The sequence below is a fragment of the Corallococcus sp. AB030 genome (genome assembly GCF_003668965.1).
Classification (GTDB): domain Bacteria; phylum Myxococcota; class Myxococcia; order Myxococcales; family Myxococcaceae; genus Corallococcus; species Corallococcus exiguus.
Genome location: NZ_RAWQ01000013.1, coordinates 23,850 through 48,747 on the forward strand (window position 1 = coordinate 23,850; position 24,898 = coordinate 48,747).

Genomic DNA, 24,898 nt, shown 5'->3' on the forward strand with positions numbered 1-24,898 from the left:
TCCGCCGTCAGGTCTGTACGGTTCAGGTAGCCCCACGCCAGACCTTCGCCACCCACGAACAGCTCACCCGGTACGCCTACTCCGGCCACGTCACCGTGCGGATCCAGCACGTACGCCGTCGAGTTTCCAATCGGCTTGCCGATGGGCACCGAAGCGGTGAGTTCCGTGTCGCGTGTGAGAGCGTGCGTCGCGGAGAACGTCGTGTTCTCCGTCGGGCCGTACCCGTTCACCAGCATCGCGCCTTGTGGCAGGCGCTTCAGGTGCTCGCGCACTCGCTGGGCCGGCAGCACGTCGCCGCCCGCCAGCACTCGCGAGACCTCGGCCAGAGCGTCCACCTGGTGCAGCGCCATCTGCTCGTACAGCGCGGCGGTCAGCCACAACGTGCTGATGCGCTCCTTGCGCAGCAGCGCGCTCAACTCCTCCAGTGCCAACGCGTGTGGCGGCGCCAGCACCAACTTCGCCCCGTGCAGCAGCGCGCCCCAGAGTTCCAGCGTCGAGGCGTCGAAGGCCACCGGCGCCAGCTGCAGCCAGACCTCCTCCGGTCCGAAGCGCAGGAAGTCGTTGCCCACCACCAGCCGCGTGATGCCCCGGTGCGGCACGCTCACGCCCTTTGGGCGGCCCGTGCTTCCCGACGTGAACATCACGTACGCCAGGTCTTCGGCGCTGACCTCCACCCGCGGCGCCGTCTCCGGATGCCGGGCCGCTTCGGCCCATACCGTGTCCAGCAGCAGCGGCGTGCCCGCGCTCGCTGGCAGCTTCTCCACCAGCGACCGCTGCGTCAGCGTCACGCCCACGCCCGCATCCCCCAGCAGCAGCGCGATGCGCTCCGCCGGGTAGTTGCGGTCCACCGGCACGTACGCGCCTCCCGCCTTCAGGATGGCCAGCAGCCCCGCCACCATCTCCAGAGAGCGCTCCACGTACACGCCCACCCGCGTGCCACGCTTCACGCCCTGGCTCCGCAGGTGATGCGCCAGCTGGTTCGCCTTCGCGTCCAGCTCGGCGTACGTCAACGTCCGCCCGTCATGCACCTGGATCGCTACCGCGTCCGGCGTCTTCCGGGCCTGTTCGGAGAACAGCGCGTGCACCGGCGTGGTGCCCACGGCCTCCGCCGCCATGCGGTTGCCACCGTCGAGGATCCGCTGCCGCTCTTCCGCGTCCACCATCGGCAGCCGGGACACAGCGGCCTCCGGACGCGCCATCGCAGCATCCAGCAGCACCCTCAGGTGCTCCACCATCCGGCGCACCGTCGCGGCGTCGTACAGCTCGGTGCTGTATTCGACCGAGCCCCTCAGCCCTTCGCCCTCTTCCACGAAGAAGACGCTCAGGTCGAACTTCGACGTGTGGCTCTCCATCATCAGCGGCTTGAGCGCCATGCCCGGCAGCCCCAGGTCGCCCTGCGGCACGTTCTGGAGCGCCAGCAGCGTCTGGAACAGCGGCGTGTGGCTCAGGCTGCGCTCCGGATGCAGCGCTTCCACCAGCTTCTCGAAGGGCACGTCCTGGTGCTCGTAGGCCTCCAGCACCGTGCCTCGCACCTGCTTCAGCAACTCACGGAAGGACGTCTCCCCATCCACCCGCGCGCGCATCACCAGCGTGTTGACGAAGAAGCCGATGAGCCCTTCCAGCTCCGCTCTCGTCCGGCCCGCGATGGGCGAACCCACGCTGATGTCCGTCTGTCCGCTGTAGCGCGACAGCAGCACCTGCCAGCCCGCCAGCAGCACCATGTACAGCGATGCACCCTCGCGCTGCGCCAGCGCCCGCAGGCGCTGTGTCAGCGAAGGGGGCCACTGGAAGAAGTGCATCGTGCCCGCGTTGCCCCGCACCGCCGGACGCGGACGGTCCGTGGGCAACTCCAGCGCGGCGGGTGCTCCCGCGAGCCGGCCCTTCCAGAAGGACACCTCGCGTTCGAGCGCGTCGCCCTGAAGCCAGCCGCGCTGCCAGGCCGCGTAGTCCGCGTACTGGAGCGGCAACTCCGGCAGCGAGGAGGGCTGGCCCTGCACGAACGCCGCGTACAGCGCACCGATCTCCCGCACGAGCACGCCCAACGACCAACCATCCGAGATGGCATGGTGCATCGTGAGCGCGAGCAGGTGGTCGTGCTCCTCCAACCGCACCAACTGCGCGCGGACCAGCGGCCCCCGCGACAGGTCGAAGGACCGCAGCCCCTGCGCCATCACCCGGCGGCGGGCCTCCTGCTCCCGCTCGCCCGCTTCGACGCCGCGCAGGTCCTCTACCTCCAGCGGCATCGCCGAGGGCGGATGCACCACCTGAACCGGCGTGCCTTCGTGCGACGTGAACGTCGTGCGGAGCGCTTCGTGACGGCGCACCAGTGCATCCAGCGCGCTCTGGAGCACCGCGACGTCCAGCGCGCCCTCCAGTCGGACCGCCAGCGGAACGTTGTAGACCGGGCTGCCCGGCTCCAGCTGGTCGATGAACCACAGGCGCTGCTGCGCGAACGACAACGGCAGGGGCTGCTCTCGCGAGACGGGCACCAGCGGCGGGGCGACGGAGCGGGTGGCTCGCTCCAGGCGGAGCGCCAGGGCTTCCAGGGTGGCGGACTCGAACAGCTCCCGCAGCGGCAGCTCCACTCCGAACCCGGCTCGGATCCGCGAGGCCACCTGCGTCGCCAGCAGCGAGTGGCCGCCCAGTTCGAAGAAGTTGTCCGTCACGCCCACCTGGGGCACGCGCAGCACCTGCGCCCAGATGGCCGCCAGCTTCGCTTCGGTCTCCGTGCGGGGCGCCTCGAAGACCTTCTCCGAGCGCGGGGCTTCCGGCTCCGGCAGCGCCTTGCGATCCACCTTGCCGTTCGCGCTGAGGGGCAGCGCGTCCAGCGACATCAGGGCCGTGGGCACCATGTACTCCGGCAGCCGCTGCCGCAGGTGCGCCTTGAGCTCCGCCGCGTCGAGCGTCCGCTCCGGCTTCGCGACCGCGTACCCCACCAACTGCTTGTCCGCGCCCTGCCCCCGCGCCACCACCGTGGCTTCCGCCACGTCCGGATGCTGGAGGAGCGCGGCTTCGATTTCACCCAGCTCGATGCGGAAGCCACGCACCTTCACCTGGAAGTCGGTGCGCCCCAGGAACTCCAGCGTGCCGTCCTCCCTCCACCGGGCCTTGTCGCCCGTGCGGTACAGGCGCGCACCGGGCTCCGTGCTGAAGGGATGGGGGACGAAGCGCTCCGCCGTCAGGTCCGCGCGGTTGAGGTAGCCCCACGCGAGGCCTTCGCCGCCCACGTGCAGCTCACCCGGGACACCCACGCCCGCCACGTCTCCGTGCGCGTCCAGCACGTACGTCGTCGAGTTTCCAATCGGCTTGCCGATGGACACCGCCCCATCGAGCACCGACCGACCCGTCATCGTGTGCGTGGTGGAGAACGTGGTGTTCTCCGTCGGGCCGTACGCATTCACCAGCACCGCGCCTTCCGGCAGCCGCGCCAGGTGCTCCCGTGCGCGAGGGAGCGGCATCACGTCACCGCCCGTCAGCACCTGCGACACGCCCGCCAGCGCGTCGCCCTGATGCAGCGCCATCTGCTCGTACAGCGCCGTCGTCAGCCACAGGACGCTGACGCGCTCCTGCCTCACCAGCGCGCTCAACTCCTCCAGCGTCAGGGCGTGCGGCGGCGCCAGCACCAGCTTCGCTCCGTGCAGCAGCGCGCCCCACAGCTCCAGCGTCGACGCGTCGAAGGCCACCGGCCCCGTCTGCGACCAGATGGCATCCGGTCCGAAGCGCATGAAGTCGTTGCCCAGCACCAGGCGGGTGATGCCCCGGTGGGGAACGCACACGCCCTTCGGCCGGCCCGTGCTGCCCGACGTGAAGATGATGTACGCGAGGTCTTCTCCGCCCACCTCCACGTCCGGTGCCGTCTCCGGTTCACGACGGATGGACTCCCACGCCGCGTCCACGCAGAGCAGCGTGCCCGCTCCGGCCGGCAGCTTCTCCACCAGCGACTGCTGCGTCAGGGTCACTTCGACGCCCGCGTCCTCCAGCAGCAGCGCGATGCGCTCCGCCGGATAGTTGCGGTCCACCGGCACGTACGCGCCCCCAGCCTTCAGGATGCCGAGCAGCCCGACCACCATCTCCCACGAGCGCTCCACGTACACGCCCACCCGCGTGCCACGCTTCACTCCGAGCCCGCGCAGGTGGTGCGCCAGCTGGCTCGCCTTCGCGTCCAGCTCGCCGTACGTCAGCGTCCGGCCATCCACGCCCTGCACCACCGCCACCCGGTCCGGTGACTTGCGCGCCTGCTCCGCGAAGAGCGCGTGCACCGGCCTCTCCCTCGGATACGCCGCCTGCGTCCGGTTCCAGTCCTCGGCCAGCACGCGGCGCTCGGCGGCCTTCACCATGGGCAGCCGGGCCACGGGCATCGCCGGGTGGGCCACGGCGGACTCCAGCAGGCCGCGCAGGTGCTCCACCATCCTCGCGACGGTGGCGGCGTGGAAGAGGTCGGTGTCGAACTCCACGTAGCCGCTCAGGTTCCCTTCCGCCTCCGTGAGCTGGAGGAGCAGGTCGAACTTGGCGGTCTGGGTGTCCACCTCCATCGCGTTCAGCTTCAGGCCCTGCACGGCGACCGGGCCTCGCGGCGCGTTCTGCAGCGCGAACATCGCCTGGAAGAACGGCGTGCGCCCCGAGTCACGCTCCGGCTGCAGCGCCTCCACCAGCTTCTCGAAGGGCACGTCCTGGTGGTCCGTCGCGCCCACCATCGTCTCGCGCAGCTGGCGCACCAGCCCCTGGAACGACAGCTCTGGCGTGAGGCGCGCGCGCAGCACCAGCGTGTTGACGAACATGCCGATGAGGCCTTCGAGCTCCGAGCGGGTCCGGCCCGCCATGGGAGAGCCCACGCACACGTCGTCCTGCCCGGAGTAGCGCGACAGCAGCGACTGCCACCCGGCCAGGAGCACCATGAACAGCGTCGCGCCCTCCCGCTGCGCCAGCGCCCGGAGCGAGTCCGTCAACTCACGCGGCCACTGGATGGGCGTGCGCGCGCCCCGGAAGCCACGCGTCGCGGGCCGTGGCTTGTCCGTCGTCAGCTCCAGCGCGGGCGGTGCGCCCGACAACTGCTCACGCCAGTACGCCAGCTGCCGCTCCAACGCCGCGCCCTGCAACGTCTCCCGCTGCCAGGCCGCGTAGTCCGCGTACTGCACGGCCAGCTCCGGCAACGGCGACGGCTGGCCCTGCAGGAACATGGCGTACAGCACCGCCACCTCGCGCACGAGCACGCCCAGCGACCACCCGTCCGACACGATGTGGTGCATCGCCACCAGCATCAGGTGGTCCGCGTCCCCCAGCTTCACCAGCAGCGCGCGCATCAGCGGCCCCGTGGCGAGGTCGAACGGGCGCAGCGCCCCTTCCCGCACCCGGCGCCAGGCTTCGGCCTCGCGCGCTTCCGCCGAGAACGCGCTCACGTCCGTCCGATCCAACTCCAGCACGGGCGCGTCCGCGAAGTGCTGCACCGGCCCGCTGTCTCCGCCCTGGAAGGTCGTGCGCAGCGACTCGTGACGCCGCACCACCTCGAGCAGCGAGCGCTCCAGCACGGGCACGTCCACCGCGCCCTCCAGCCGCACCGCCACGGGCACGTTGTAGAGCGGGCTTCCCGGCGCCAGCTGGTCCATGAACCACAGCCGCTGCTGCGCGAAGGACAGCTCCGCCGGCCGCGAGCGGTCCCTCAGCGGGAACGCCGCCCGCGCCGGAGTCCCCGCCGCCTGCTTCTGCGCGGCCATCTTCTTCAGCAGCTCCGCGCGCTTCTCCGGCGACAGATTCGCGATCCGCTTCGACAAATCACCGCTGCTGCTCATCGAAATGACTCCGAACTCTGGACGCGACACGGCCCGGAGGGACGCCCGGAAATCTGGACGCGGGGCCCTCGGGTCAGTGCCGGCAAATGTCGATCACGCGCGGCCTGCCACTCGTCGTGCGAGCAGCGTGGGGGAGGCCAGAAACCTGTTGATCACATTATTCGGTCGAAGAGTGACCTGCCACGCGTTCCACGCCCCCGGGCCCGCCTGCTCTCCAGCAGGGCTGGAACGGGCGTGACACATCCCGCGACAGGCGATGAAACAGGTGTTTCCGCCCCCGTCCCAGGATGGACGGGGTTGGCCACGAGCGAGGAAGCTCAGTGACCCGCGGAGCCGGGCGGCTCGACGCGCTCCACCTGCTTCTGCACGGCGGCATCCGACGCCACGTCCGCACCCAGCTGCAGGTACGTCAGCAAGTACGTGCGCCCCGTCGCCGGGCCCTGCGCCGCCGCCGTGCGGGCCAGGGCGTCACGACGTGCTTCGAAGGAGGTCAGCGTCTCCTGGAGTGAGCGGCGCGCGTCCTCGTTCTTCTCCGCCTTCAGGCGCTCCTGCACCCGCGCGATGTTCGCCTCCACCATGCGCTGGCTCTCCCGGGCGCGGTTCGCCTCGGACAGGTCCGCGAAGGGACCGGTGCCCTCCACGGACAGCTCCAGCTTCGCGACCTGGCGGCCCCGCTCTCCAGGCGGTACCAGCGTGGACACGCCCTGGCGCTGCGCCATGCCCACGCCCCGGCCGTCGTGCGACTGCAGCACGAAGTCCACGCCCTCGGCGCCCTGGGCCAGCTTCACGGCCGCCACGTAGGGCACCGCCGCGAGCAACACCACCAGCGACACCTGCTCCTTCTGGCGCAGGCGCTTCACCTCGGCGGTCACTGCCGGGCCCACCGGCAGGCCCCGGACACCCTCGGGCAGGAAGGCCGTGCCCTCGGAGCCGCCGGCCGGAGCCTTGGGGTCCGCGGACGCCGGGGACACGCCGATGATGCCCACCTTCAGCCCGCCCACCGTCGTCACCACCGACGCGGGGAAGAGCGGCTGTCCCTTCGCGTCCACGAGGTTCGCGGACACGAGCTTCAGCTTCGCGCCCTTCGTCTTCTTCTTCAGGAAGTCCACGCCCAGCACGAGGTCGCGCTGGCCCACGGCCATGGCCGCGTAGCCCTGCGCGTCCAGCTGCTCCAGGAGCAGCTCCGCGCGAAGCTTCGCCTCCTGGCCATCCACCAGGGTCTTGAAGAGCGCGTTGCCAGCGTCCAGTGCGAGCACCGGCACGCCCTTCACGCGCTCCTCCGTCAGGACCGTCTTTCGTCTGGCCAGACCGCCAGACGGGTTGTGTCGTCAACCACAGGGGGCGATTTCGCCCCCGTTGTCTCCGGTGAAGAGCAGCACGAGCTTCTTCGGCGCGGCCCCCGCCACCAGCGGCAGGAGCAACAGCAGCGCCAGGGCGGCGAGCCGGGGAGCGCGGGGGCTCATCACTTCTTCGCCTTCTTCGGCGCGGGGGCAGGCGCGGGCGCGGGCTTCTTGTCCAGCTCCACCAGCTTCGTCTTCGCCGTCTTGGCCGCGTCCGACTTGGGGTAGCTCTTCACCAGCTCCTCCAGCGCCAGCTTCGACTCCTCCTTCATCTTCAGCTTCAGGAAGCAGTCGGAGGAGCGCAGGTACGCATCCGGCGCGGACGGCGTCTTCGTGTGGTCCTGCACCACCTTGCCGTACTCGAAGAGGGCCTCGCGGCACTTGGACTCGGTGAAGTACGTCTCACCCAGGCCGAAGTGGGCCTCGCCCACGAGCGCGTCCTTGGGCCACTTCTTCACGAACTCGTTGTAGAGCTGGCGCGCGATCAACGTGTCGCCGGCCTTCGCCTTGTCCTGCGCGAGCGCGATGAAGTCCTTCGCGGTCGTGGGGCGCTGGAGCTCCTCGGCCTTCCTCTTGGCCTCGGCCTCCTTCACCGCCTCCGTGCCCTGGAGCGCCAGCAGCCGCTGGTTGGTCTCCTCCGTGCTCTTGCCGAGCGCGGCCTCCAGCTCACCAATCTTGTAGAGGTACGTCTCCACCTGGCCGCGCAGCTGCGCCAGGTCCTCCACCGTCTTCTGGAACTGCACGCCGATGTCCGCGTCCTTGCGGCGCGCGGCGGTGTCCAGGCTCTGCAGGGCCTGCGTCACCTGGGCGATCTTCTCGTCGAGCTTCGGCTGGGTGACGGCGAGCTGGTCGCGCGCCTCCTTCAGCTCCGTGGCCAGCTTGGCGTTGTCCGCGCCCAGCCGGTCCACCTTGGCTTCCAGGGCACGGCCGCGGTCGGCGGGGTAGAAACAGCCGGGAACGGCGGCGGTCAACAGGGCGAAGAGCACGAGCCTGCGCATGGGCCGCGCATCCTAGGTCCAAAGTGCCCCGCGCGCCGCTTCTGTTTCCATCGCGCCCGGCCGCCCCCTGCCCTTCAGCGCGCCCCTTCCGCCTCCAGCCGCTCCACCGCCCGGGCGCAGGCCACCCGGAGCCGGGGCAGGTTGAGGAAGAAGGGCACCGGCCGCGCCCGCCCGGACTCCACCGCCCGCAGGGCCCGGCGGTAGGCCTCCAGGGCGGCGCCGGGCTGGCCGCACTGCTCCAGCAGGAGACCCAGCAGGTAGCGGGCGGCGACGTGGTCCGGATCCAGGTCCAGGCACCGGCGCAGGTCGCGCTCGGACTTCTCGTCCGGGACGCCCGTGGAGGCCCCGTCCAGCACGCACGAGAAGAGCCAGTCCGCCTGCGCCATCGCGGCTTCGTCCGGAACCGAGGGCGGAACCGGGGGCGGAACCGCCGGAGCTTCCGGCTTCGGCGCGGCGGGCCCGGTGGCGATGCTCGGGAACCGGCCGGATTCCCGCTTGGGCCGGACAGGCTCCGCGGGCGCGGCGTCCTCGCGCACGTAGAAGAACGCGTGCTCACTGGGCAACAGCCGCAACTCCGGGGGCACCTGGAGCAGCGGCTCCGCGGCGGACAGCACCAGCACTCCGCCGGGCGCGAGCCGCTCGCTCAGGCTCCGCACCGTGCGCTGGAAGGCCTCCGGGGTGAAGTAGATGAGGACGTTGCGGCAGAAGATGATGTCGAACCCGCCGCCCCCGGGGGCCTCCGGATACGGGGCTTCCATCAGGTTGTGGCGCCGGAACTCCGCCTGCGTGCGCAGCGACGCCACCAGCGAGTGGCGCCGGCCCTTCGGCTCGAAGTAGCGGGAGCGCGAGGCTTCCGGCACGCGCCGGAGCGCATCCGCGAGGAAGCTCAATTCGCGCGCCCGGGTCAGCACCTGTTCGGAGATGTCCGTGCCCAGCACGCGGCTGGAGGGATCCGCGCCCTCCTGCGCCATCAGGAGGAGCAGCGTGGCGACCTCCTCGCCCGCCGCGCAGCCCGCGCTCCACACGTGCAGCGGCGTCTTGGAGCGCTGCACCCGGGGCGACAGCACGTGCTCGCGGAAGGCGGACAGCTGCACCTCGTCCCGGAACACCTCCGACGTGTGCACCGCCACCGCGTCCACCAACCGCGCCAGGTCCGCCGCTCCCGTGGGCGTGCGCAGGTGCGCCACCAGCCGCGTCGCGCTCTGCCCGTGTCCCAGGGCGTCCAGCCGCGCGTCCAGCCGCCGCTGCTGGGCCCCGCTCAGCGCCATGCCCGTGTGGGCCTGGAGCCAGGCGTGGACGGGAGTCCAGCGCTCGGGAGAGGACGTCATGGCGCGCGAGGTCAGCGGCTTGCGGCCAGCGACTCTCCGCGCGCCAGGCGCGCCAGGGTGGCCGCGACGTCATCGCCGTGGATGAGGTGGTCCACCGCCTTGCGCTCCACCGCCGCGCCCGGCATGCCGAACACCACGCAGGACTCCTCGTTCTGCGCCAGCGCCAGCCCACCGCCCTGCTTGATGGCCAGGAGCCCGTCCGCCCCGTCCGCGCCCATGCCGGTGAGCACCACGCCTACCGCGCGCCGGGCGTAGACCTTGGCCACGCTCTCCAGCAGCACGGTGCCGCTGGGCATGTGCCCGTCGCGCTCCACGCCGGGCTTGAGCGCCACGCGGCCTCGCACGGGCACCACCATGTGCTGATCCGGCGGCGCCACCAGCACCAGCCCCGGCTGCAGCGTGTCCCCGTCCACCGCCAGCCGGACCTTGAGCTTGCTCGCGTTGGCGAGCCAGCTGGCCAGCGACTCCGAGAAGGCGGCGTTGATGTGCTGGACGATGACGATGGGCGCCGGGAAGTCCGCCGGCAGCTCCGACAGCATCCGGTAGAGCACCTGCGGGCCGCCCGTGCTGGCGGCCACCGCGACGATGCCCATGGAGGCCGCGGGCAGCACCGCGACCGGGGTGTGGGGCGTCCCCGGCGGGCCGCGCTTCTGGCCGCGCACATGGCGGATGACGCGCACGGAGGAGATGAGCTTCACCTCCTTGGTGAGGTTCCACGCCTCCGGCCCCGCGTCGATGGAGGGCTTGATCTGCAGCGCCAGCGCGCCCAGCTCCAGCGCGCGGTACGTCAGCGCGGGGGCCTGCGAGCGCGGATCGCCCGTCAGCACCAGGATGGGCGTGGGGCACTCGGCCATGATGTGCTCCACGGCCGTGAGCCCGTCCATGACGGGCATGTCCACGTCCATGGTGATGACGTGGGGGCGCAGCTCCTTCGTGAGGGCAACGGCCTCCTGGCCGTTCGCGGCGGTGCCGACGACCAGGATGTCCGGGTCGTCGCTCAACGCCGCGCTGATGAGCTGACGGCAGATGACCGAGTCATCCACCACCAGCACCGTCACTTTCTTGCCCATGTCCGTTCAATACCCCGTACGCGCCGCGGGAGTATAGCAATGCGATGGGCCCCCGGGCGTCTCCCGGCGGCTCTCCGGGCGGCGCCGAGCCTCTCGGAGCCTTCGGGGACTTCAGGCCAGGAGCCGCCCCACGACGTCCACCAGGTCCTGGCGGACGAGGTCGCCCTTGGTGATGTAGCCGTCCGCCCCGGCCGCCAACCCACGCGCCCGGTCCGCCTCCCCTCCCCGGGTGGTGAGGATGACGACGGGCAGCCCGCGCCGGGCCGGGTCCGCCTTCAGGCGCCGGGTGAGCTCCACGCCGTCCATCTCCGGCATCTCCAGGTCGGTGACGACCAGCTCCACCGGAGGCCCCTCCTGCCCCAGCTGATCCAGCGCCGAGGGCCCGTCCGCCGCCCGGAGGGTGTCGTACCCCACCGCCTCCAGCAGGTTGGCCACCAGCTCCCGGGTGAGGGGCGAGTCGTCCACCACCAGGATGCGGCGGCGGCGAGGCGCGGGCGCGCGCACCGGGGGCCGGGCGAGCTTCAGGGGCGCGGTGCCATGCACGGCCGCCGCCAGCGCGGCCGCGGACAGCACCATGGCCAGCCGCCCGTCCGCGAGCGACGTGGCCCCGGTGAGGTGCGGGTAGCGCGCGAGGATGCCCTTCAAGGGGAGGATGGCCTGGACGCGCTCCTCCAGCACCCGGTCCACCGCCAGTGCGGCCTCCATGCCCTGGCCCTTCACCACCAGCACCAGCTCCCCCTCCCGGGCCGGGCGCTCGGTGGCCAGCCCCAGGAGCGACGCCAGCGAGGCGAAGGGCAGCACGCGTCCCTCCATTCGGAGGATGGGCCGGCCGGCGACCTCTCCCACCTCGGAGGCGTCGACCTTGAGGGCGCGGGAGACGTGGACGGCGCTCAGGGCGAGCGTCTCGTCGAAGACCTGGACGAAGAGCAGGGGCGCCACGGTGAGGGACACCGGGACGCGCAGGGTGAAGATGGTGCCCCAGCCGGGCGCGGACTCCACGCCCACGTCGCCGCCCAGGGCCTGGAGGGACGTACGCACGGCATCCAGCCCCACGCCCCGACCTGACAGGTCGGTGACCACCTCGCGCGAGGTGAAGCCGGGCAGGAAGACGAGCTCGCGCGCGGCGGCGTCGGAGAGGGCGTTGGCGGCGGGCTCGTCCAGCACGCCCCGGCGCACGGCCACGCGCCGCAGGAGCGCTGGATCCATGCCCGCGCCGTCGTCCTCCACGCGCAGGATGATGCGGCTGCCCTCGCGGGCGGCGCGCAGGGTGAGGCAGCCCCGGGGGTGCTTGCCGGAGGCGACGCGGTCCACGCGCGTCTCCAGGCCGTGGTCCAGCGCGTTGCGGACCAGGTGCATGAGCGGTTCGCGCAGGGCCTCCACGACGGAGCGGTCCGCGCGGGTGTCCTCGCCGTCCACGACGAGCTCCACCTCCTTGCCCAGCTCCCGCGCCAGGTCGCGGACCATGCGGGGATAGGGTTCGAAGAGGACGGAGAGGGGCAGCATGCGCAGGCCCTGGATCTCCTCCGACACCTGATCCAGGTCGCGCAGCTCCGCGTTGGCGAGCAGCTTGGCCTCGCGGTGCAGGGTGGCGGCCAGCTCCTTGGCGCGGCCCAGGCGCTCCGCGAGCGGGATGCCCGCGGGTCCCAGGTCCTCCGCGGACCGGGCCAGCTCGCTCAATTCGCGCACAAGCTCCAGGCGGCGAGCGGTGGCCAGTTCGCGGCGGCGGGCCACCTGGCCCAGGTTGGTGACCGCGCTGGTGAGCATGTCCAGGCTGGCCACGCCGATGCGCACGGCCGTGTCCATGCGGACGTCGCCGGTGCGCACTGTGGCGGTTCCGTGCTTCGACGCGGCGGGCGGGCGCGAGCGGGCGGTGTCGACCATCCGCGTGCCAGGCGACACGGCTGGATTCGAGGACGTGCCCGTCGCGGGGCCGACGAGGTGCGCGCTCCCTGAACCGCCGGCGGCGCCACCCAGGTGCGCCCCCGTGCTTCCAAGAGCGGGCGACACGAGGTGTGCGCTCCCCGGGCTTCCCGTCACCGGGGCCACGAGGAGTGCGCTCCCCGGGCTTCCCGTCACCGGGGCCACGAGGTGTGCGCTCCCCGGGCTTCCCGTCACCGGAGCCACGAGGTGTGCGCTCCCCGGGCTTCCCGTCACCGGAGCCACGAGGTGTGCGCTCCCCGGGCTTCCCGTCACCGGGGCCACGAGGTGTGCGCTCCCCGGGCTTCCCGTCACCGGAGCCACGAGGTGCGAATGGCCCGAGCCTCCCGGATGGAGACCGTGCGAGCCCGGTGCGGCGCCCGCGCTCTGGCCAGGTCCTGGACTTCCGTGCGCAGCGCCCGGTGCCGCTCCGTGACCTGGATGGACGAGGTGCGAGCCTGGGGATGCGCCAGCAGCAGCGCTCCCGAGCGCGGTGCCCGGTGCGCCCCCTGCGGCGGACGACGCCCCGTGCGTACCCGCCGGACTCCCGGAGGCTTCTGTCCGGAGGGCCGTGGCGAGGAACTGCGATGCGGCGGCGCCCACCGGTGCGTCCGGGCGTGACGCGGGCGTTCCCCAGTGCGAGGGCACGACCACGGCCCCGGACGGCTCCCGGCGGTCCGCCACGATGAGGTGCGACGCGCCCTCTGACTTCGAAGCCCGGCCACCCTCTGCCGGACGCGCGGACTCCACGATGACCCGCTGCTGCAGCGTCGCCACCAGCGTCTCCACCGCCAGCAGCGGCTCTCCCGCCTGGAGCGCCCCCGACAGCGCGAGCACCGTGTCCGCCGTGGCGAGCAGCGCGTCGGTGGACTCCGACGACAGCCGGTAGCGCTGCGGCTCCGCGCACCGGACCAACTCCTCCATCTCATGCGCGAGCGTGTTGATTTCGCCGAAGCCCATCATCCGGGCCTCGCCCTTGAGCCCGTGCAGTTCGCGCAGCACCCGCTGCCCGGCCTCCAGGTTGCCCCCGGACTCCAGCTCCATCAGGGAGCGGTTGATGCGCTCCAGGCGGACCGTGACCAGGTCGCGGAACTGCTTGAGGAGCCGTTCGCTGGGGTTCACCCGCCGCCCCCCTTGCGCAGGGTCGCCTGGTGGATCTGGAAGCGCTCCACCACGCCGCGCAGGTCCTGCGCCAGCCCCAGGAGGTCCCCGTTCGCCGCGCCCACCTGCTTCGTCGCGTTGAGGCTCTGCTGCGTGATGCGCAGGATGTCCGCCATCGTCTCCGCGAGCTGATCCGTGCCCGCCTGCTGCTGCTGCGTGGACCGGGAGATGATCCGCACCGAGTCCGACGTCCGCCCCGCCAGGTCGACAATCTGGCGAAGCGACTCGGACACCTGCTCCGCCAGCCCCGTCCCCGTCTCCACCGCGCGCACGCCGCCGCCCGTGACCGTCACCGCGGCGGCGGAGGCCTCGCGAACCTCCTCGATGAGTCCTTCAATCTCCTTCGTGGACTCCAGCACGTTCTCCGCCAGCCGGCGCATCTCCGCCGCCACCAGCGAGAAGCCCCGCCCCACCTCGCCCGCCTTGGTGCCCTCCAGCTCCGCGTTGAGCGCCAGCAGGTCCGACTTGTCCGCGACGCCGTTGATGAACTCGACGATCTTCCCGATCTGCTGCACGCGCTTGTCCAGCCGCCCCACCGCCGAGCCGATGGCGTGGTTGTCCTGGCGCATGCGCGACATGGCCCCCAGGAAGGACTCCGCGCTGCGCTGCCCGCCCTGGGCCGCCGCCAGCGTGCGCTGGGCGATCTCCGCCACCGAGCTCGCGTTGTCCGCGATCTGCTTCGCCGAGCGCGCCAGTTCCTCCGTGGTGGCGCTCGTCTCGTCCAGGCTGCTGGCCTGCTCCGCGGCGCCGGCCTCGTAGCGCCCGGAGGTGCTGAGAATCTCCTCCGTGGTGGCCGAAATCTGCGAGCCCGCGCGCTGAAGCTCCGCGAGCACGTCCGCCAGGTGCGTGCGCATCGTGGTGAAGGCCGCGGACACCGCCCACACCTCGTCCTCCGCGGGCACCAGCCGGGGACTGGCCAGGTCGCCCGCGGCGATGCGGCGCGCCTCGCCGGACAGCTCCCGCATGGGCCGCCCCAGCAGCGTTCCGCCCAGGTACGCCGTGGCCAGCGCCAGGCCGAACACCACCGCGCACAGGAGCGCGCTGGACGTGAACGCGTCCACCAGCACGCCCTGCGCGGCCGGGCTGCCTCCGTCCACCAGCCGGTTGAAGAGCCGGTCCGTCAGCGCCGTGACGACCTGCGCGCACATCACCGCGGGCGTCACCACGCAGATGGCGGTGAAGGCCACCAGCCGCGCGCGGATGCGCGAGCGCCGGGGCAGCGCGGCGATGACCTGCGCGTGCGTCAGCCCCTGCTCCGCCACCCACAGCACGCCGCGCCGCGCCCTCAACGTGACGAGCCCGTACACGAGCAGCGACGAGAGCGGACCGAACAGCGCCCCCAGGCCCGCGACCCGCAGGGTGTCGCGCCCCGACAGGTCCCTGCCCGACCAGAGCGCCATCGCCACCACGCCCGTGGTCAGCGCCCACAACCCCAGCGAGCGGAAGAACGCCTCGCCCGGCGCGCGCGCCACCTCGCCCACCGCCGTCGCCAGGTGCTCCGGCGTGGGCGGCAGCACTCCGCGCTCCAGGGCCCGCAGCCGGGGGAAGCGGCGCAGGGACACGCCCACGCCCAGGAGCATGTGCAGCGCGCTCACGCCCACCACCAGGACGACGAGCGACCCCAGCTTCTGGGACAGCGGACTGCCCACCACGAGCGACGCGAAGTGCAGCCCCAGCGTGGAGCCGACCAGGTTCGCCAGCGGCACGGGGAACATCAGCTGCTGACTGAAGGCGGCCCGCCGGGAGTCCGAGCGCGAGGAGTGGTCCATTGTCACCCACCTCCCGTCGCGACAGGAGCCCCGCCGGAAGCTCCGGTGGATTCGCCGCCAGTCGGCTCGACATGGAAGCGCCGCACCACGTGCTGGAGGTCCGCCGCCAGGGCGGACAGGTCCGCGTTGGCCGCAACCATCTGCTTGGTGGCCGCGGCGTTCTGCTCGGTGACGCGGAGGATGTCCCCCATGGCCGCCGCGAGCTGATCCGTGCCCGTCTGCTGCTGCAGCGTCGCCAGCGAGATGCTGCGCACCGCGTGCGACGTCTGCCGCGCCAGCTCCAGGATGAGGCTCAGGCTGTCGTCCACCTGCGCCGCCAGCAGCGTGCCCAGCTCCGTCGTCTTCAGCCCCGCCTCCGTGGCCATCACCGCGCCGTTCGTCGCGTCGCGGATCTCCCCGATGAGGCCTTCAATCTCCTTCGTGGAGCGGATGACGTTCTCCGCCAGCCGGCGCATCTCCGCCGCCACCAGCGAGAAGCCCCGCCCCACCTCGCCCGCCTTGGTGCCCTCCAGCTCCGCGTTGAGCGCCAGCAGGTCCGACTTGTCGGCGATCTCGTTGATGAACTCCACCACCTTGCCAATCTGCTGCACGCGCTTGTTGAGGCGAACGACCGCCTCCGCGATGGCCTCGTTGTCCTCCTTCATGCGCTGCATGGCGCCCAGGAAGGCGGTGGCGCCGCGCTGGCCGGACTGCGCCGCGCCGAAGGTCGTCTCCGCGATGGTGGACACGGACTCCGCGTTGTCGGCGATCTGCTGCGCGGACCGGGCCAGCTCCTCCGTGGTGGCGCTGGTGGCGTTGAGCGCCCCGGCCTGCTCGTCCGCGCCCACCTCCTGCTCCGTGCTGGTGGCCACCAGTTGCTCGGTGGTGGAGGAGATTTGAATGCCCGCCCGCTTGAGCTGCGACAGGGCCTGCACCAGCTGCACCTGCATCTGGGTGAAGGCCGCGGAGGTGGCCCACACCTCGTCCTCCGCGTGGATGACGCGCGGGGGCCGCACCTCGCCGCGCGCGATGCGCGTCGCGTCCTCGGTGATGGCGCGCAGGGGCTCCGACAGCGCCGTGCCCGCGAGCGCCGCGGTGCCCAGGATGAGCAGCGTGACGATCCCCGCGATGAGCCCCAGGGGCGGCCCGCCTCCTTCGCGCGCCCGCGCCATCACCTCCATGCGCGCCTCCGGCGTGGTGGCCTGGGTCCACGCGTCCACCACCGTCACCGTGCGCGTGAAGGCCACGTCCAGGATGAAGAGCGACGGGCTCAGGACCGCGATGGCGGTGAAGACCACCAGCCTGCGGCGGATGTGCATGCGCCGGGGCGGCAGCGCGGCCAGCACCTCCAGCGGCGCCAGCCCCAGCGACACCAGCCGGTCCAACGTGGCCCGCGCGCGGCGCACCACCATCAGGTAGGTGAGCATGGCGCTCAGGGGCCCGATGGACAGCCCCAGCACCATCACCCGCACGCCCTCCGTCCACGGCACGTCCGCCAGGGTGGGGAAGGCCAGGGCCACCGTCAGCGTGCCGCCCAGCCAGCCCTGCATCACGAACCAGAAGCTGCGGCCGGGGATGGCCGCCACCTCCTGGACCGCCACCAGCAGGTGCTCGGACGTGGCGGGCAGCCGGCCCTCGCCCAGCGCGAAGAGCGTGCGCAGGGCCCGCGTGTCGCGCGCGTACCCCACGCTGATGAAGAGCACGAGCGCGCCCAACATCAGCCACGTCAGCGGCGTGCGCCCGGTCTCCGGCAGCGTGTGCGACAGGTGGATGTGGAGGAACGCGATAGCCACGCCCAGGCAGCTGCCCGGGATGCGCGGCCGCGTCGTCCAGCGGCCCAGGGCGCGCACTTCCAGCGGCGCCATCATGCGCCCTCCCCGTCCAGCCCGCGCAGGTAGCGTTGGAAGGCGTCCAGGCTCAACAGCGGCCAGAGCACCCCGCGCGTGATGACGAAGCCGCGCAGGCTGCCTCCGGAGGACCCCGCCACCACCGGCGAGGGCGGCAGCACGGACAGCACCTCCGAGTCGATCTCCAACCCGTCCACGCCCACCGTCCCTCCGGTGGCCGTCACCAGCACGCGCTGGGCGCCCCCGGCCCCCAGGAAGGCCCGGTGGGCGGACACGGTGCCCGCGTCCGGCGCGGCGATGGAGGCCACCTCGCCCGCCTCGAAGGCGATGCGGTGCGGCCCCACGTGGCACAGGAGCGTCCCTTCGACCCGGCCCGCGGGAAGCATGAGGCTAGCTGCCCTGGCTGAGGTGGTCGAAGAGGCCTTCCGGGTCGATGACGGCCACGTCTCGCGAGCCGCTCTTCACGGGGCCGCGCAGATGGACGTGCACGCCCGAGGGGCCCAGGGGCTCCAGCGGTCCCATCAGCGCGGACACGCCGGCGACGCTGCTGGCCGTGAGGGCGAGGGTGCCTCGGGACAGCCGCACCAGGACGGCGCGGCGGGACCCGGCGGTAACCCCGCCCACCAGCAGGCTCATGTCCACGACGGGGATGACTTCACCCCGGTGCGCGAACACACCCAACAGGTGGGGCGGGGAACCCGGTACCCGCGTCAGCTCGGGGAAGGTAACGACCTCCGCCGCGGCTTCCGCGGGCACCGCGTACCAACTGCTTCCACACGCGAAGACAAGGTAGGACTGACGCGCTTCAGACTCTAGGGCGGCCATGCGCGCCAGAGCCTACCCCAGAACTAGCGCTGGAACTCCACGCGGCGGTTCTCCGCCCAGCCTTCCTCGGTGGCCGCGCTGGACACCGGGCGGGTCTCACCATAGCCCACCGTGGAAAGCCGGTTGGACGGCACGCCCAGGTCGACCAGGTAGCGCTTCACGGCCGCGGCGCGGCGGTTGGACAGCTGGAGGTTGTACTCCTCCGTGCCGCGCTCGTCCGCGTGGCCGCCCAGGGTGATCTTGCCCTGGCTGGCCTTGATGCAGGCCGCCAGGTCGCCCAGGCGGGACTGCGCGCTGGAGTCCAGGGTGGACTCGTTGAAGCCGAAGCGCACCGCCGAGTAGTCGCAGCGCGAGGAGGCGTCCGCCGTCACGCACTTGCCGGACTGGCACTCCTGGCCCTCACCGCAGTCGGTGCTGGCGGTGCAGGTGTCGCGGGGCGCCTGGCAGCGGCCGGCCTGGCACTTGCCACCGTTGCACGCGGAGTCGTCCTTGCACTGGGCCTCGGCGCACTTGCCGGCCTCACAGATGCGGCCGGTGCCACAGGCCGCGTCCGTGGTGCACTCGGGCGGCTTGGGCGCGCACTTGTTGGCCTGGCAGGTGAAGCCTTCGCGGCAGTTCGCGTCCGTCGCGCACTCCTGGCACTGGCCCTGGACGCAGACCTCGCCCTTCTCCTGGCACTGCTCGTCGTTGTTGCACTTGGGGTAGGTGGGCGGGCACCCGGTCAGCACGGCCACGGCGAGGGCCAACCCGGCCCAAAGCGAAATCCGACGCATCATTCCTCCGACAGCAACCACGGGAAAAGAGAGGCCCACAGGGAGCGGGCCGATGCTGTCGCGTCTAGTCGCACCCACCGGGGAGAGTCAAAAGATTTGTCTTTTCCTTGCCCCTCCGGGCAACACGAGACCCTTGATGCCCCGATTATTTCCGTGAGAGTGTGAACGGTTTGCCCATGCCCGCTGCGGTCCTCATCGTTGACGACGAAAAGAACATCCTCCTCACCCTGAGCCAGTCGTTGCAGTTGGCCGGCTACCGCACGGAGCTGGCCAGCAGCGGGCAGGTGGCGCTGGACGTGGTGAGCGCGCGGCCGGTGGACGCCGTGTTGATGGACGTGAAGATGCCGGACATGGACGGCCTCACGGTGCTGGCGAAGCTCACGGCGCTCAAGCCGGACCTGCCCGTCATCATGATGTCCGGCCACGGCACCATCGACACTGCGGTGAAGGCGACGCAGCTGGGGGCGCGCGACTTCCTGGAGAAGCCGCTGGCGCGCGACAAGCTGCTGGTGGCGCTGCGCAACGCGCTCAAGCACCAGGCGGCGATGGAGGAGTTGGAGGAGCTGCGCGCGCAGCTGGGCCGCTTCGACATGGTGGGCGGCGGGCCCGCCATGCAGCGCATCTTCTCCCTCATCCAGCGCACGGCGCCCAGCGAGGGGCGCGTGCTGATCACCGGTGAGAACGGCACCGGCAAGGAGCTCATCGCGCGGGCGCTTCACCAGAACTCCCGGCGCAAGGGCGGGCCGTTCGTGAAGCTCAACTGCGCCGCGGTGCCGCACGACCTCATCGAGAGCGAGCTGTTCGGCCACGAGAAGGGCGCCTTCACCGGCGCGGTGAGCGTGCGGCGCGGCAAGTTCGAGCTGGCGCACGAAGGCACCCTCTTCCTGGACGAGATTGGCGACATGCCGGCCGCGATGCAGTCGAAGCTGCTGCGCGTGCTCCAGGAGGGAGAACTGGAGCGCGTGGGCGGCGCGGAGACGCTCAAGGTGGACGTGCGCGTCATCGCCGCGACGAACAAGAACCTGGAGAAGGAGATCGCCGCGGGGCGCTTCCGCGAGGACCTCTACTACCGGATCAACGTCGTGCAGATTCACTCGCCGCCGCTGCGTGAGCGCCGCGAGGACCTGCCGGACCTCATCGACACCTTCCTGCGCGAGGCGTGCGCGAAGAACGGGCGGCGGCCCCTGGCACTGTCGCCGGACGCGCTCGCGGTGATGAGCGCGTATGACTACCCGGGCAACGTGCGTGAGCTGCGCAACCTGGTGGAGCGGCTGGCCATCCTCTGCGAGGGGCCGGTCGTCTCGCGCACGGACGCGCTGGAGCTCTTGCCCCGGGGCCGTCCCCTGCCCCCCATGCCCGAGCCCACCGTGGGCGGTGACGTGCCCCCCGTCGCGGCCGTCACGCAGGCCGCGCCCGCCCCCGAGCCTGCCAGCGCGAACCCGGGCGGCTGGAAGCCTCGCGTGGATCAGACCTTCCGCGAGCAGGTGGAGAACGCGGAGCGGGAGATCATCCAGCGGGTGCTCGCCCACACGCATGACAACGTGACGGAGGCGGCGCGGATCCTCGACCTGGAGCGGGGTCACTTCTACAAGAAGATGAAGGCCCTGGGCCTGCGCCGCGGACAGTCTGAATCGTAAATGCCTGCATTTGCTGCTCCTTTTTAGAGGTACTGCCCTCGCGGACCGCCCCGTGGCTGGTCCGTGTGCTCGCCGTGTGCTCGTCCGCCATTCCTGAAACCACCCGGAACCGGCCAACCTGCCGTGCCAGGTGCGCGACGTCGGCCGCCAGGTAGATGGCGGCCGTCACCTGGGGGGACGCGTGCCCCAACAGGCGCTGGGTGGCCACGAGGTCCCCGGTGGCCTGATGGACGAAGCTACCGAACTGCTTCCGGAGGCCGTGGAAGGTGAAGCCCGCCGGCAGCGTCACGCCAGCCCGGTTGGCGATGGAGCGCAGAAGCTTCGTCACATGCCAGCTCGTGTGGCGCATGCCGCCCTTCCGCGGTGCCGGGAAGACGAGTCCATCCCCTCCCCACGACGCGCTGCCTGTAGGCGTCCAGCTCTGGGCGGAGCTGCGGGTGGATGGGCACGAGCCGCTCCTTCGAACCCTTCGTCGTGCTCCTGGAGCAGCTTCGCCGGACGTGGATGACGCCGTGCTCCCCGGCGTCCCAGTCGATGTCCGACCACTTCAGGGCCCCCAACGGCGGGCGAGGGCACGGAGAGGTCCAGCTTCCAGACGCGCCCGAAGCGCTTCCCCAGGGGCCCACCCAGGACGATGGTCGTCAGCATCGGGAGGCGTCCGGGAAGGCGTCCAGCGGCGAGGCGGTGGAATTGACGCCTCCGGGAAAGTTCACCGCGTCCAAGTAGCGGACGAAGGTGCGCTTCCGGAGGACACGCGCGCCCAGCAGGTCGTTCAGGTCCCTCGCCATGGCGCCGATGGTGCCGGCGACGTTGGCGAGCGTCAGGGTGGGCCGGGGCAAGCGCCCCATGCCCGACCTGTCGAAGCCCTTCACCTGGATGGCCCAGGGCTCGTAGGCCATGCCCTGCCAGACGACGGGCCCGCAGAGGCCATTGGTCCCCGCGTGGAAGTGGCTGACGCCTCCGCTTGGCAGGTTGGTGGCGTCCAGGACGAAGAGCTCCACGAGGGCCCCCGCGTCCAGCCTCTGGATGTCTCTGGCGATGCTCACCCTGCCTCCTCCTGGAACGTCGCGGTGAAGTCGTAGGCGTTGAAGCCCTTCGCGACACGGTGCCACTCCTCGCACACGACGTGCGCCGCCAGTTCGCCCGCTCCGGTGAAGGTGAGCGCGGCCCCGGCGCCTGGCGCCACGGCGAAGGTGACGAGTCCCGAGGCGGAGAGCGTGTAGGCAGTCCCCTCCATCTGGACGACGCCCGCGACGTAGACGGCGGGCGGAGCCGTCCAGCCCGTGGCAGGCACCAGCAGCTCCGGCACCTCCGGGGAGAGCGGTCGCTGCAGGAGCCACTGCGTCCGGGCCCATCCCCTATCCCGAACGGCTGCGCGGTGACGGCCCAGGCCGTGTCCGGGGTGATGAACTCGAAGGCCTCGACGCCCGCGCGGGCGCGCAGGAAGGCCTCCAGGGTGTCCGCGTCTACTTTCGTGAGGCTGGAGAACTGGAGGGCCCAGCGGCGCAGGACGGGGTTGAGGCCGTCCAAGGAGCGCTGGGTGTAACCCTCGCCGAACTGAGCCTTGCGCACCCGGGGCACCGAGTCCGCCTGGGCCCCATAGTCCGGGGTGAAAGGGAAGCGCTCCATGCCTACCGCCTCCCGCCGAGAGTCAGCCTGCACATGCGGGCCACATTCGGCGGAGGCGCGGACAAAATCCGGCTGTGGTCGGCAAGTGGCCCGGCAGTTCGAGTCGGACGGGCGGAGTTCTTGCCCGGTAGTTCGGCTCCTCCGTCCCCCACTGGGCGTTGCGCGAACCGCTTGTCTATGAACGGACACCGCGCCGCGCAGTTCCCTGCCACTGTGCGATGACGAGCGCGCACGCTTCCCACCAGCCCTGCGGTTAACGCCGCGGGCGAGGGGAGCCCATGTCTAACCTGCGCGCGTTGCTGGTGTGCCTGCTGGCCAGCCTCTGGGGCGGGTGTGGAGCGGCCGTCATCCCGGCCACCGAGTGCAATCAGTCGGATAGCACGGTCTCCTGTTGCCTCAAGCGACACCCGGGCGCCTACGAGGCCTGTGGAGCCGACGCGCCCGCGGAGCGGATGCTCGGCGCGCGTGGGACGCGCATCGACAGCAAGACGCTGTGGCAGAAGGGGAGGGTCCGCCTCGATGTGGAGAACCCGGCGCCCGGCGTGCGCCCCGGACAGATCCACTTCCAGGATGCGCAGACGGGGGCGAAGTACCTGTACAACCCCGCGACGCGCAGCTTCACCAACGCGCCCCGCTGGGTGAACGAACTGCTGACAACGGACGCCAAGTTTGCCTCGTCCGTCCAGAAGGGGCTGTACTACCTGGGCGAGGTGGCCCTGTGAGGTTGAACGTGCTGATGCAGGCGTACCTGCGAAACGCCCAGGTCCAGGCGGTGCAGTCGCGCCCGCTCACCCCGAGGATGCAGGCGCTGCTCGATGAGGGTGTCGTCGGCAGGCATGGCCTCTGGGTGTGGCGGCGGCAGGCGCTGGAGGTCGCCCCGGCCATTCAGCCCACCTTCCCGGACGCCACCGGCTACGAGTGCTTCACGAACAAGGTGCACGTCGCCGACTTCGTGGGCTCCTTCGACGAGGAGCCGTGGGAGCGTCGGCTGCCGCTGAAAGAGCAGGTCGGCTACGGCCTCCGGCTCGCGCTGGAACTGCAGCGCGTGCTGCCAGCGGAGGAGCGTTTCACCACCATCCTCGGGTGCAGCAACGCCTGCACACTGCGCTTCCACCTCTCCCGGCCCGGGGAACGGTGGCTGGAGGAGGACCTGGAGAACTACCCGCGTGACGCCCTCCTGGAGCTTGGCAACCAGGACGACGTGAGAGGATGGGCTGCTCACCCATCTTGACGGGCAGGGCTGCGGCACCTCCCGCCTACCGCTCCCTGACGAAGGTGTACGTCATCCTGGCCAGGCGACATCTACTCCCACATCACCTGCGCAGTGGCGACGCGCCTCCAGCAGGACGGGGTGGACGTGCACGCGAAGGAGGACGCCCAGTCCGAGTCGTAAGCGCTCGGATGGACCGCTCCCTACTCTGGGGGCGGAGGCGCGGGGCGCTTGCGCCAGCCCTGAAGAATCCTCTCGGCGGCGGCGCGATAGAGCCAGTCCGCCCGGGCGAGCAGCACCTGCTCACCGCGCTTGATCCGGATCGCCATCCATATCGGCGGGCCCGGAACGAAGTGCGCATCCCCCGGGGTCCAGGCAAGCCCTCCCGTGGCCTTCACCACGCGGGAGACACAGGCGTCGAACTCCGCCGCGGGCAGCCAGCGCAGTTCCTCCAACACCCGGTCCGCCTCGAACCCCTTCAGCGGCGTGGGCTTGCCGGTGACGGCCTGAAGCGCCTGGGGGCCGCGCCTGTCGGGGATGAACGCCAGCGCGTGGGGCCGCAGGACGCAGACCCCGTCGACGTCCCCCACCTTCGCGGGGAGGAGGGCCATGTCCTCCAGCTGCTCGCCCGACCGAGCCGCCGCGCCGAGGAGGGGTGGCTGACGATGCAGCTCCAGCGAGAGCATCAACCCCAGGGCATCCCGCACGCTGCGCGCGCACAGCCGGCGGTCGCCCTTCACCACCAGGTCGAACTGGCTCCGGTCCAGGTGGACGCCGTCATCCAGGATCGAGTCCAGACGCACCGCCTGTGCCGCGCCGAACACGGGCGTCCAGAGGACCCGCTCGCTGGTGATCCGCACCCTGCCGGAGCGCAGCACGGACCACACCAGGGGGCCTCCCAGGGAGAGCCCCAGGAAGGCCATCCCCAACTCCCGGGCCCAGGGAAGACCAGAGGCCAGGAGGAGGATGAAGAGCAATGCGCCCAACGGCACCATCAGGAGAGGGAGAGAGGGCACGTTCATGCCGCCCATGCCCGGGCCCGGCTCCCTCGACCGGCCGTGGGCGGGCTCGAAGACGAGCACCTCGCCCTCTTTCAGCGCCTTGCTGACAGGCTGGCGAAGCAAGGCCTCCAACCGCGTCAGCGCCTCTTCGAGGCTCACGTCCGGAGGCGCGACCGTCAACGTGTCCAGCCGTTGCCGCGCGAGCCGGGTGAGGCGCTCGCGCCGCGCGGACAGCGCCCGGGCCTGCCGCAGGACGGGGACGTCCTCGGTCCACGCCTCCACCGCCGCGCGGCGGTGCACCCGCTCCAGCGCTTCCCGCACCCCTCTGTCCCCAGCCACGAGGGCCGACACCCGCTCCGGGTGCTTCAGGAACCGGCGCTTCCAGCCACGGGCCGACAGCACGGCCTCCAACTCGGCATGGGGGCGCAGCGCCCCGGAGATGAGCTCCGCGCCGCCCTCCAGGATCCGCTCGGCCTCCAGGCCGGATACAGCATGGTCGTTCAGGGAGGGAGTTGTGCGTGCGCGTTCGGGCATCACCGCCGGAACATACCCGGCACGCGCCCCCTGGGGATGGTCCGAGTCATGGTGTGCCCTCCCGGCCACTTGCCGCCAGCCGCGTTGACGCCCG

Annotated in this window: 18 protein-coding genes and 2 pseudogenes (1 of these 20 running past the window's edge); 3 read left to right on the forward strand and 17 right to left on the reverse strand. The window is 71.5% G+C overall.

The features are described from left to right. From D7Y15_RS05290 to D7Y15_RS05340, 12 genes are all read right to left on the reverse strand, one after another. A protein-coding gene (locus tag D7Y15_RS05290) for a non-ribosomal peptide synthetase (protein WP_148712696.1) crosses the window boundary here: on the reverse strand, positions 1-5,786 show its 5' end (the start). Its footprint begins 23,440 nt before the window's first position; only the first 5,786 of its 29,226 coding nucleotides appear in the window; it begins with the start codon at positions 5,784-5,786; the stop codon falls past the left edge of the window. A gap of 317 nt (positions 5,787-6,103) precedes the next feature. Further along, on the reverse strand, positions 6,104-7,048 hold the full coding sequence (locus D7Y15_RS05295; RefSeq protein ID WP_199745884.1) for a 5'-nucleotidase: 945 nt from the start codon (positions 7,046-7,048) through the stop codon (positions 6,104-6,106). A gap of 66 nt (positions 7,049-7,114) precedes the next feature. Further along, the gene (locus D7Y15_RS46360; RefSeq protein WP_255429453.1) at positions 7,115-7,249 is read right to left on the reverse strand and encodes a hypothetical protein; all 135 of its coding nucleotides are present in this window, start codon (positions 7,247-7,249) and stop codon (positions 7,115-7,117) included. Continuing rightward, positions 7,249-8,124 (reverse strand): tetratricopeptide repeat protein, encoded by an 876-nt coding sequence (locus D7Y15_RS05300; protein WP_121751881.1) that lies wholly within the window; start codon positions 8,122-8,124, stop codon positions 7,249-7,251. Before D7Y15_RS05300 ends, D7Y15_RS46360 begins: the two co-directional genes overlap by 1 nt. Positions 8,125-8,198: 74 nt before the next feature. Next, entirely contained in the window at positions 8,199-9,452 is a 1,254-nt protein-coding gene (locus D7Y15_RS05305) for a protein-glutamate O-methyltransferase CheR (RefSeq protein WP_120576042.1), read from the reverse strand. An 11-nt stretch (positions 9,453-9,463) separates the two neighbouring features. Then, on the reverse strand, positions 9,464-10,522 hold the full coding sequence (gene cheB / locus D7Y15_RS05310) for a chemotaxis-specific protein-glutamate methyltransferase CheB (RefSeq protein WP_120576041.1): 1,059 nt from the start codon (positions 10,520-10,522) through the stop codon (positions 9,464-9,466). 111 nt (positions 10,523-10,633) lie between these two features. Continuing rightward, positions 10,634-13,561: a response regulator gene (locus D7Y15_RS05315; RefSeq protein WP_121751882.1), complete on the reverse strand. Its 2,928-nt coding sequence runs from the start codon at positions 13,559-13,561 to the stop codon at positions 10,634-10,636. Further along, entirely contained in the window at positions 13,558-15,369 is a 1,812-nt protein-coding gene (locus D7Y15_RS05320) for a methyl-accepting chemotaxis protein (RefSeq protein ID WP_121751883.1), read from the reverse strand. Before D7Y15_RS05320 ends, D7Y15_RS05315 begins: the two co-directional genes overlap by 4 nt. A gap of 2 nt (positions 15,370-15,371) precedes the next feature. Then, positions 15,372-17,216 carry a methyl-accepting chemotaxis protein gene (locus D7Y15_RS05325; RefSeq protein ID WP_120576038.1) on the reverse strand — a complete coding sequence of 615 codons (1,845 nt, stop codon included), beginning with the start codon at positions 17,214-17,216 and terminating at the stop codon, positions 15,372-15,374. Then, positions 17,213-17,581: a protein CrdC gene (locus D7Y15_RS05330; RefSeq protein WP_120563960.1), complete on the reverse strand. Its 369-nt coding sequence runs from the start codon at positions 17,579-17,581 to the stop codon at positions 17,213-17,215. The genes D7Y15_RS05325 and D7Y15_RS05330 overlap by 4 nt, the downstream gene beginning before the upstream one ends. A 4-nt stretch (positions 17,582-17,585) precedes the next feature. Beyond that, positions 17,586-18,020, reverse strand: a complete 435-nt coding sequence (locus D7Y15_RS05335; RefSeq protein ID WP_120576036.1) for a chemotaxis protein CheW — start codon at positions 18,018-18,020, stop codon at positions 17,586-17,588. A gap of 23 nt (positions 18,021-18,043) precedes the next feature. Further along, positions 18,044-18,793 (reverse strand): OmpA family protein, encoded by a 750-nt coding sequence (locus tag D7Y15_RS05340; RefSeq protein WP_120576045.1) that lies wholly within the window; start codon positions 18,791-18,793, stop codon positions 18,044-18,046. Between the two features lie 176 nt (positions 18,794-18,969). On the opposite strand from D7Y15_RS05340, the gene D7Y15_RS05345 reads away from it, so the two are divergent. After that, positions 18,970-20,430 (forward strand): sigma-54 dependent transcriptional regulator, encoded by a 1,461-nt coding sequence (locus D7Y15_RS05345; protein ID WP_121751884.1) that lies wholly within the window; start codon positions 18,970-18,972, stop codon positions 20,428-20,430. A 148-nt stretch (positions 20,431-20,578) separates the two neighbouring features. On the opposite strand, the pseudogene D7Y15_RS46720 reads toward D7Y15_RS05345, so the two are convergent. The 4 genes and pseudogenes from D7Y15_RS46720 to D7Y15_RS46725 form a co-directional block, all read right to left on the reverse strand. Continuing rightward, positions 20,579-20,779: pseudogene (locus tag D7Y15_RS46720) on the reverse strand (tyrosine-type recombinase/integrase); the annotation flags it as partial. A gap of 292 nt (positions 20,780-21,071) precedes the next feature. Further along, positions 21,072-21,476 carry a phage minor tail protein L gene (locus D7Y15_RS44620; protein ID WP_158629011.1) on the reverse strand — a complete coding sequence of 135 codons (405 nt, stop codon included), beginning with the start codon at positions 21,474-21,476 and terminating at the stop codon, positions 21,072-21,074. Beyond that, complete coding sequence (locus D7Y15_RS44625; protein WP_158629012.1) at positions 21,473-21,724, reverse strand: hypothetical protein; 252 nt, start codon at positions 21,722-21,724, stop codon at positions 21,473-21,475. The genes D7Y15_RS44620 and D7Y15_RS44625 overlap by 4 nt, the downstream gene beginning before the upstream one ends. A gap of 110 nt (positions 21,725-21,834) precedes the next feature. Next, positions 21,835-22,059: pseudogene (locus D7Y15_RS46725) on the reverse strand (phage tail protein); the annotation flags it as partial. A 278-nt stretch (positions 22,060-22,337) separates the two neighbouring features. On the opposite strand from D7Y15_RS46725, the gene D7Y15_RS05365 reads away from it, so the two are divergent. Both D7Y15_RS05365 and D7Y15_RS05370 read left to right on the forward strand, forming a co-directional pair. Next, on the forward strand, positions 22,338-22,781 hold the full coding sequence (locus D7Y15_RS05365) for a hypothetical protein (protein WP_121751887.1): 444 nt from the start codon (positions 22,338-22,340) through the stop codon (positions 22,779-22,781). A 2-nt stretch (positions 22,782-22,783) separates the two neighbouring features. Next, positions 22,784-23,290, forward strand: a complete 507-nt coding sequence (locus tag D7Y15_RS05370; protein ID WP_120578856.1) for a hypothetical protein — start codon at positions 22,784-22,786, stop codon at positions 23,288-23,290. A 182-nt stretch (positions 23,291-23,472) separates the two neighbouring features. Here D7Y15_RS05370 and D7Y15_RS05375 read toward each other — a convergent pair whose 3' ends face one another. Then, complete coding sequence (locus tag D7Y15_RS05375; RefSeq protein ID WP_121751888.1) at positions 23,473-24,804, reverse strand: hypothetical protein; 1,332 nt, start codon at positions 24,802-24,804, stop codon at positions 23,473-23,475. Positions 24,805-24,898 lie beyond the last annotated feature (94 nt).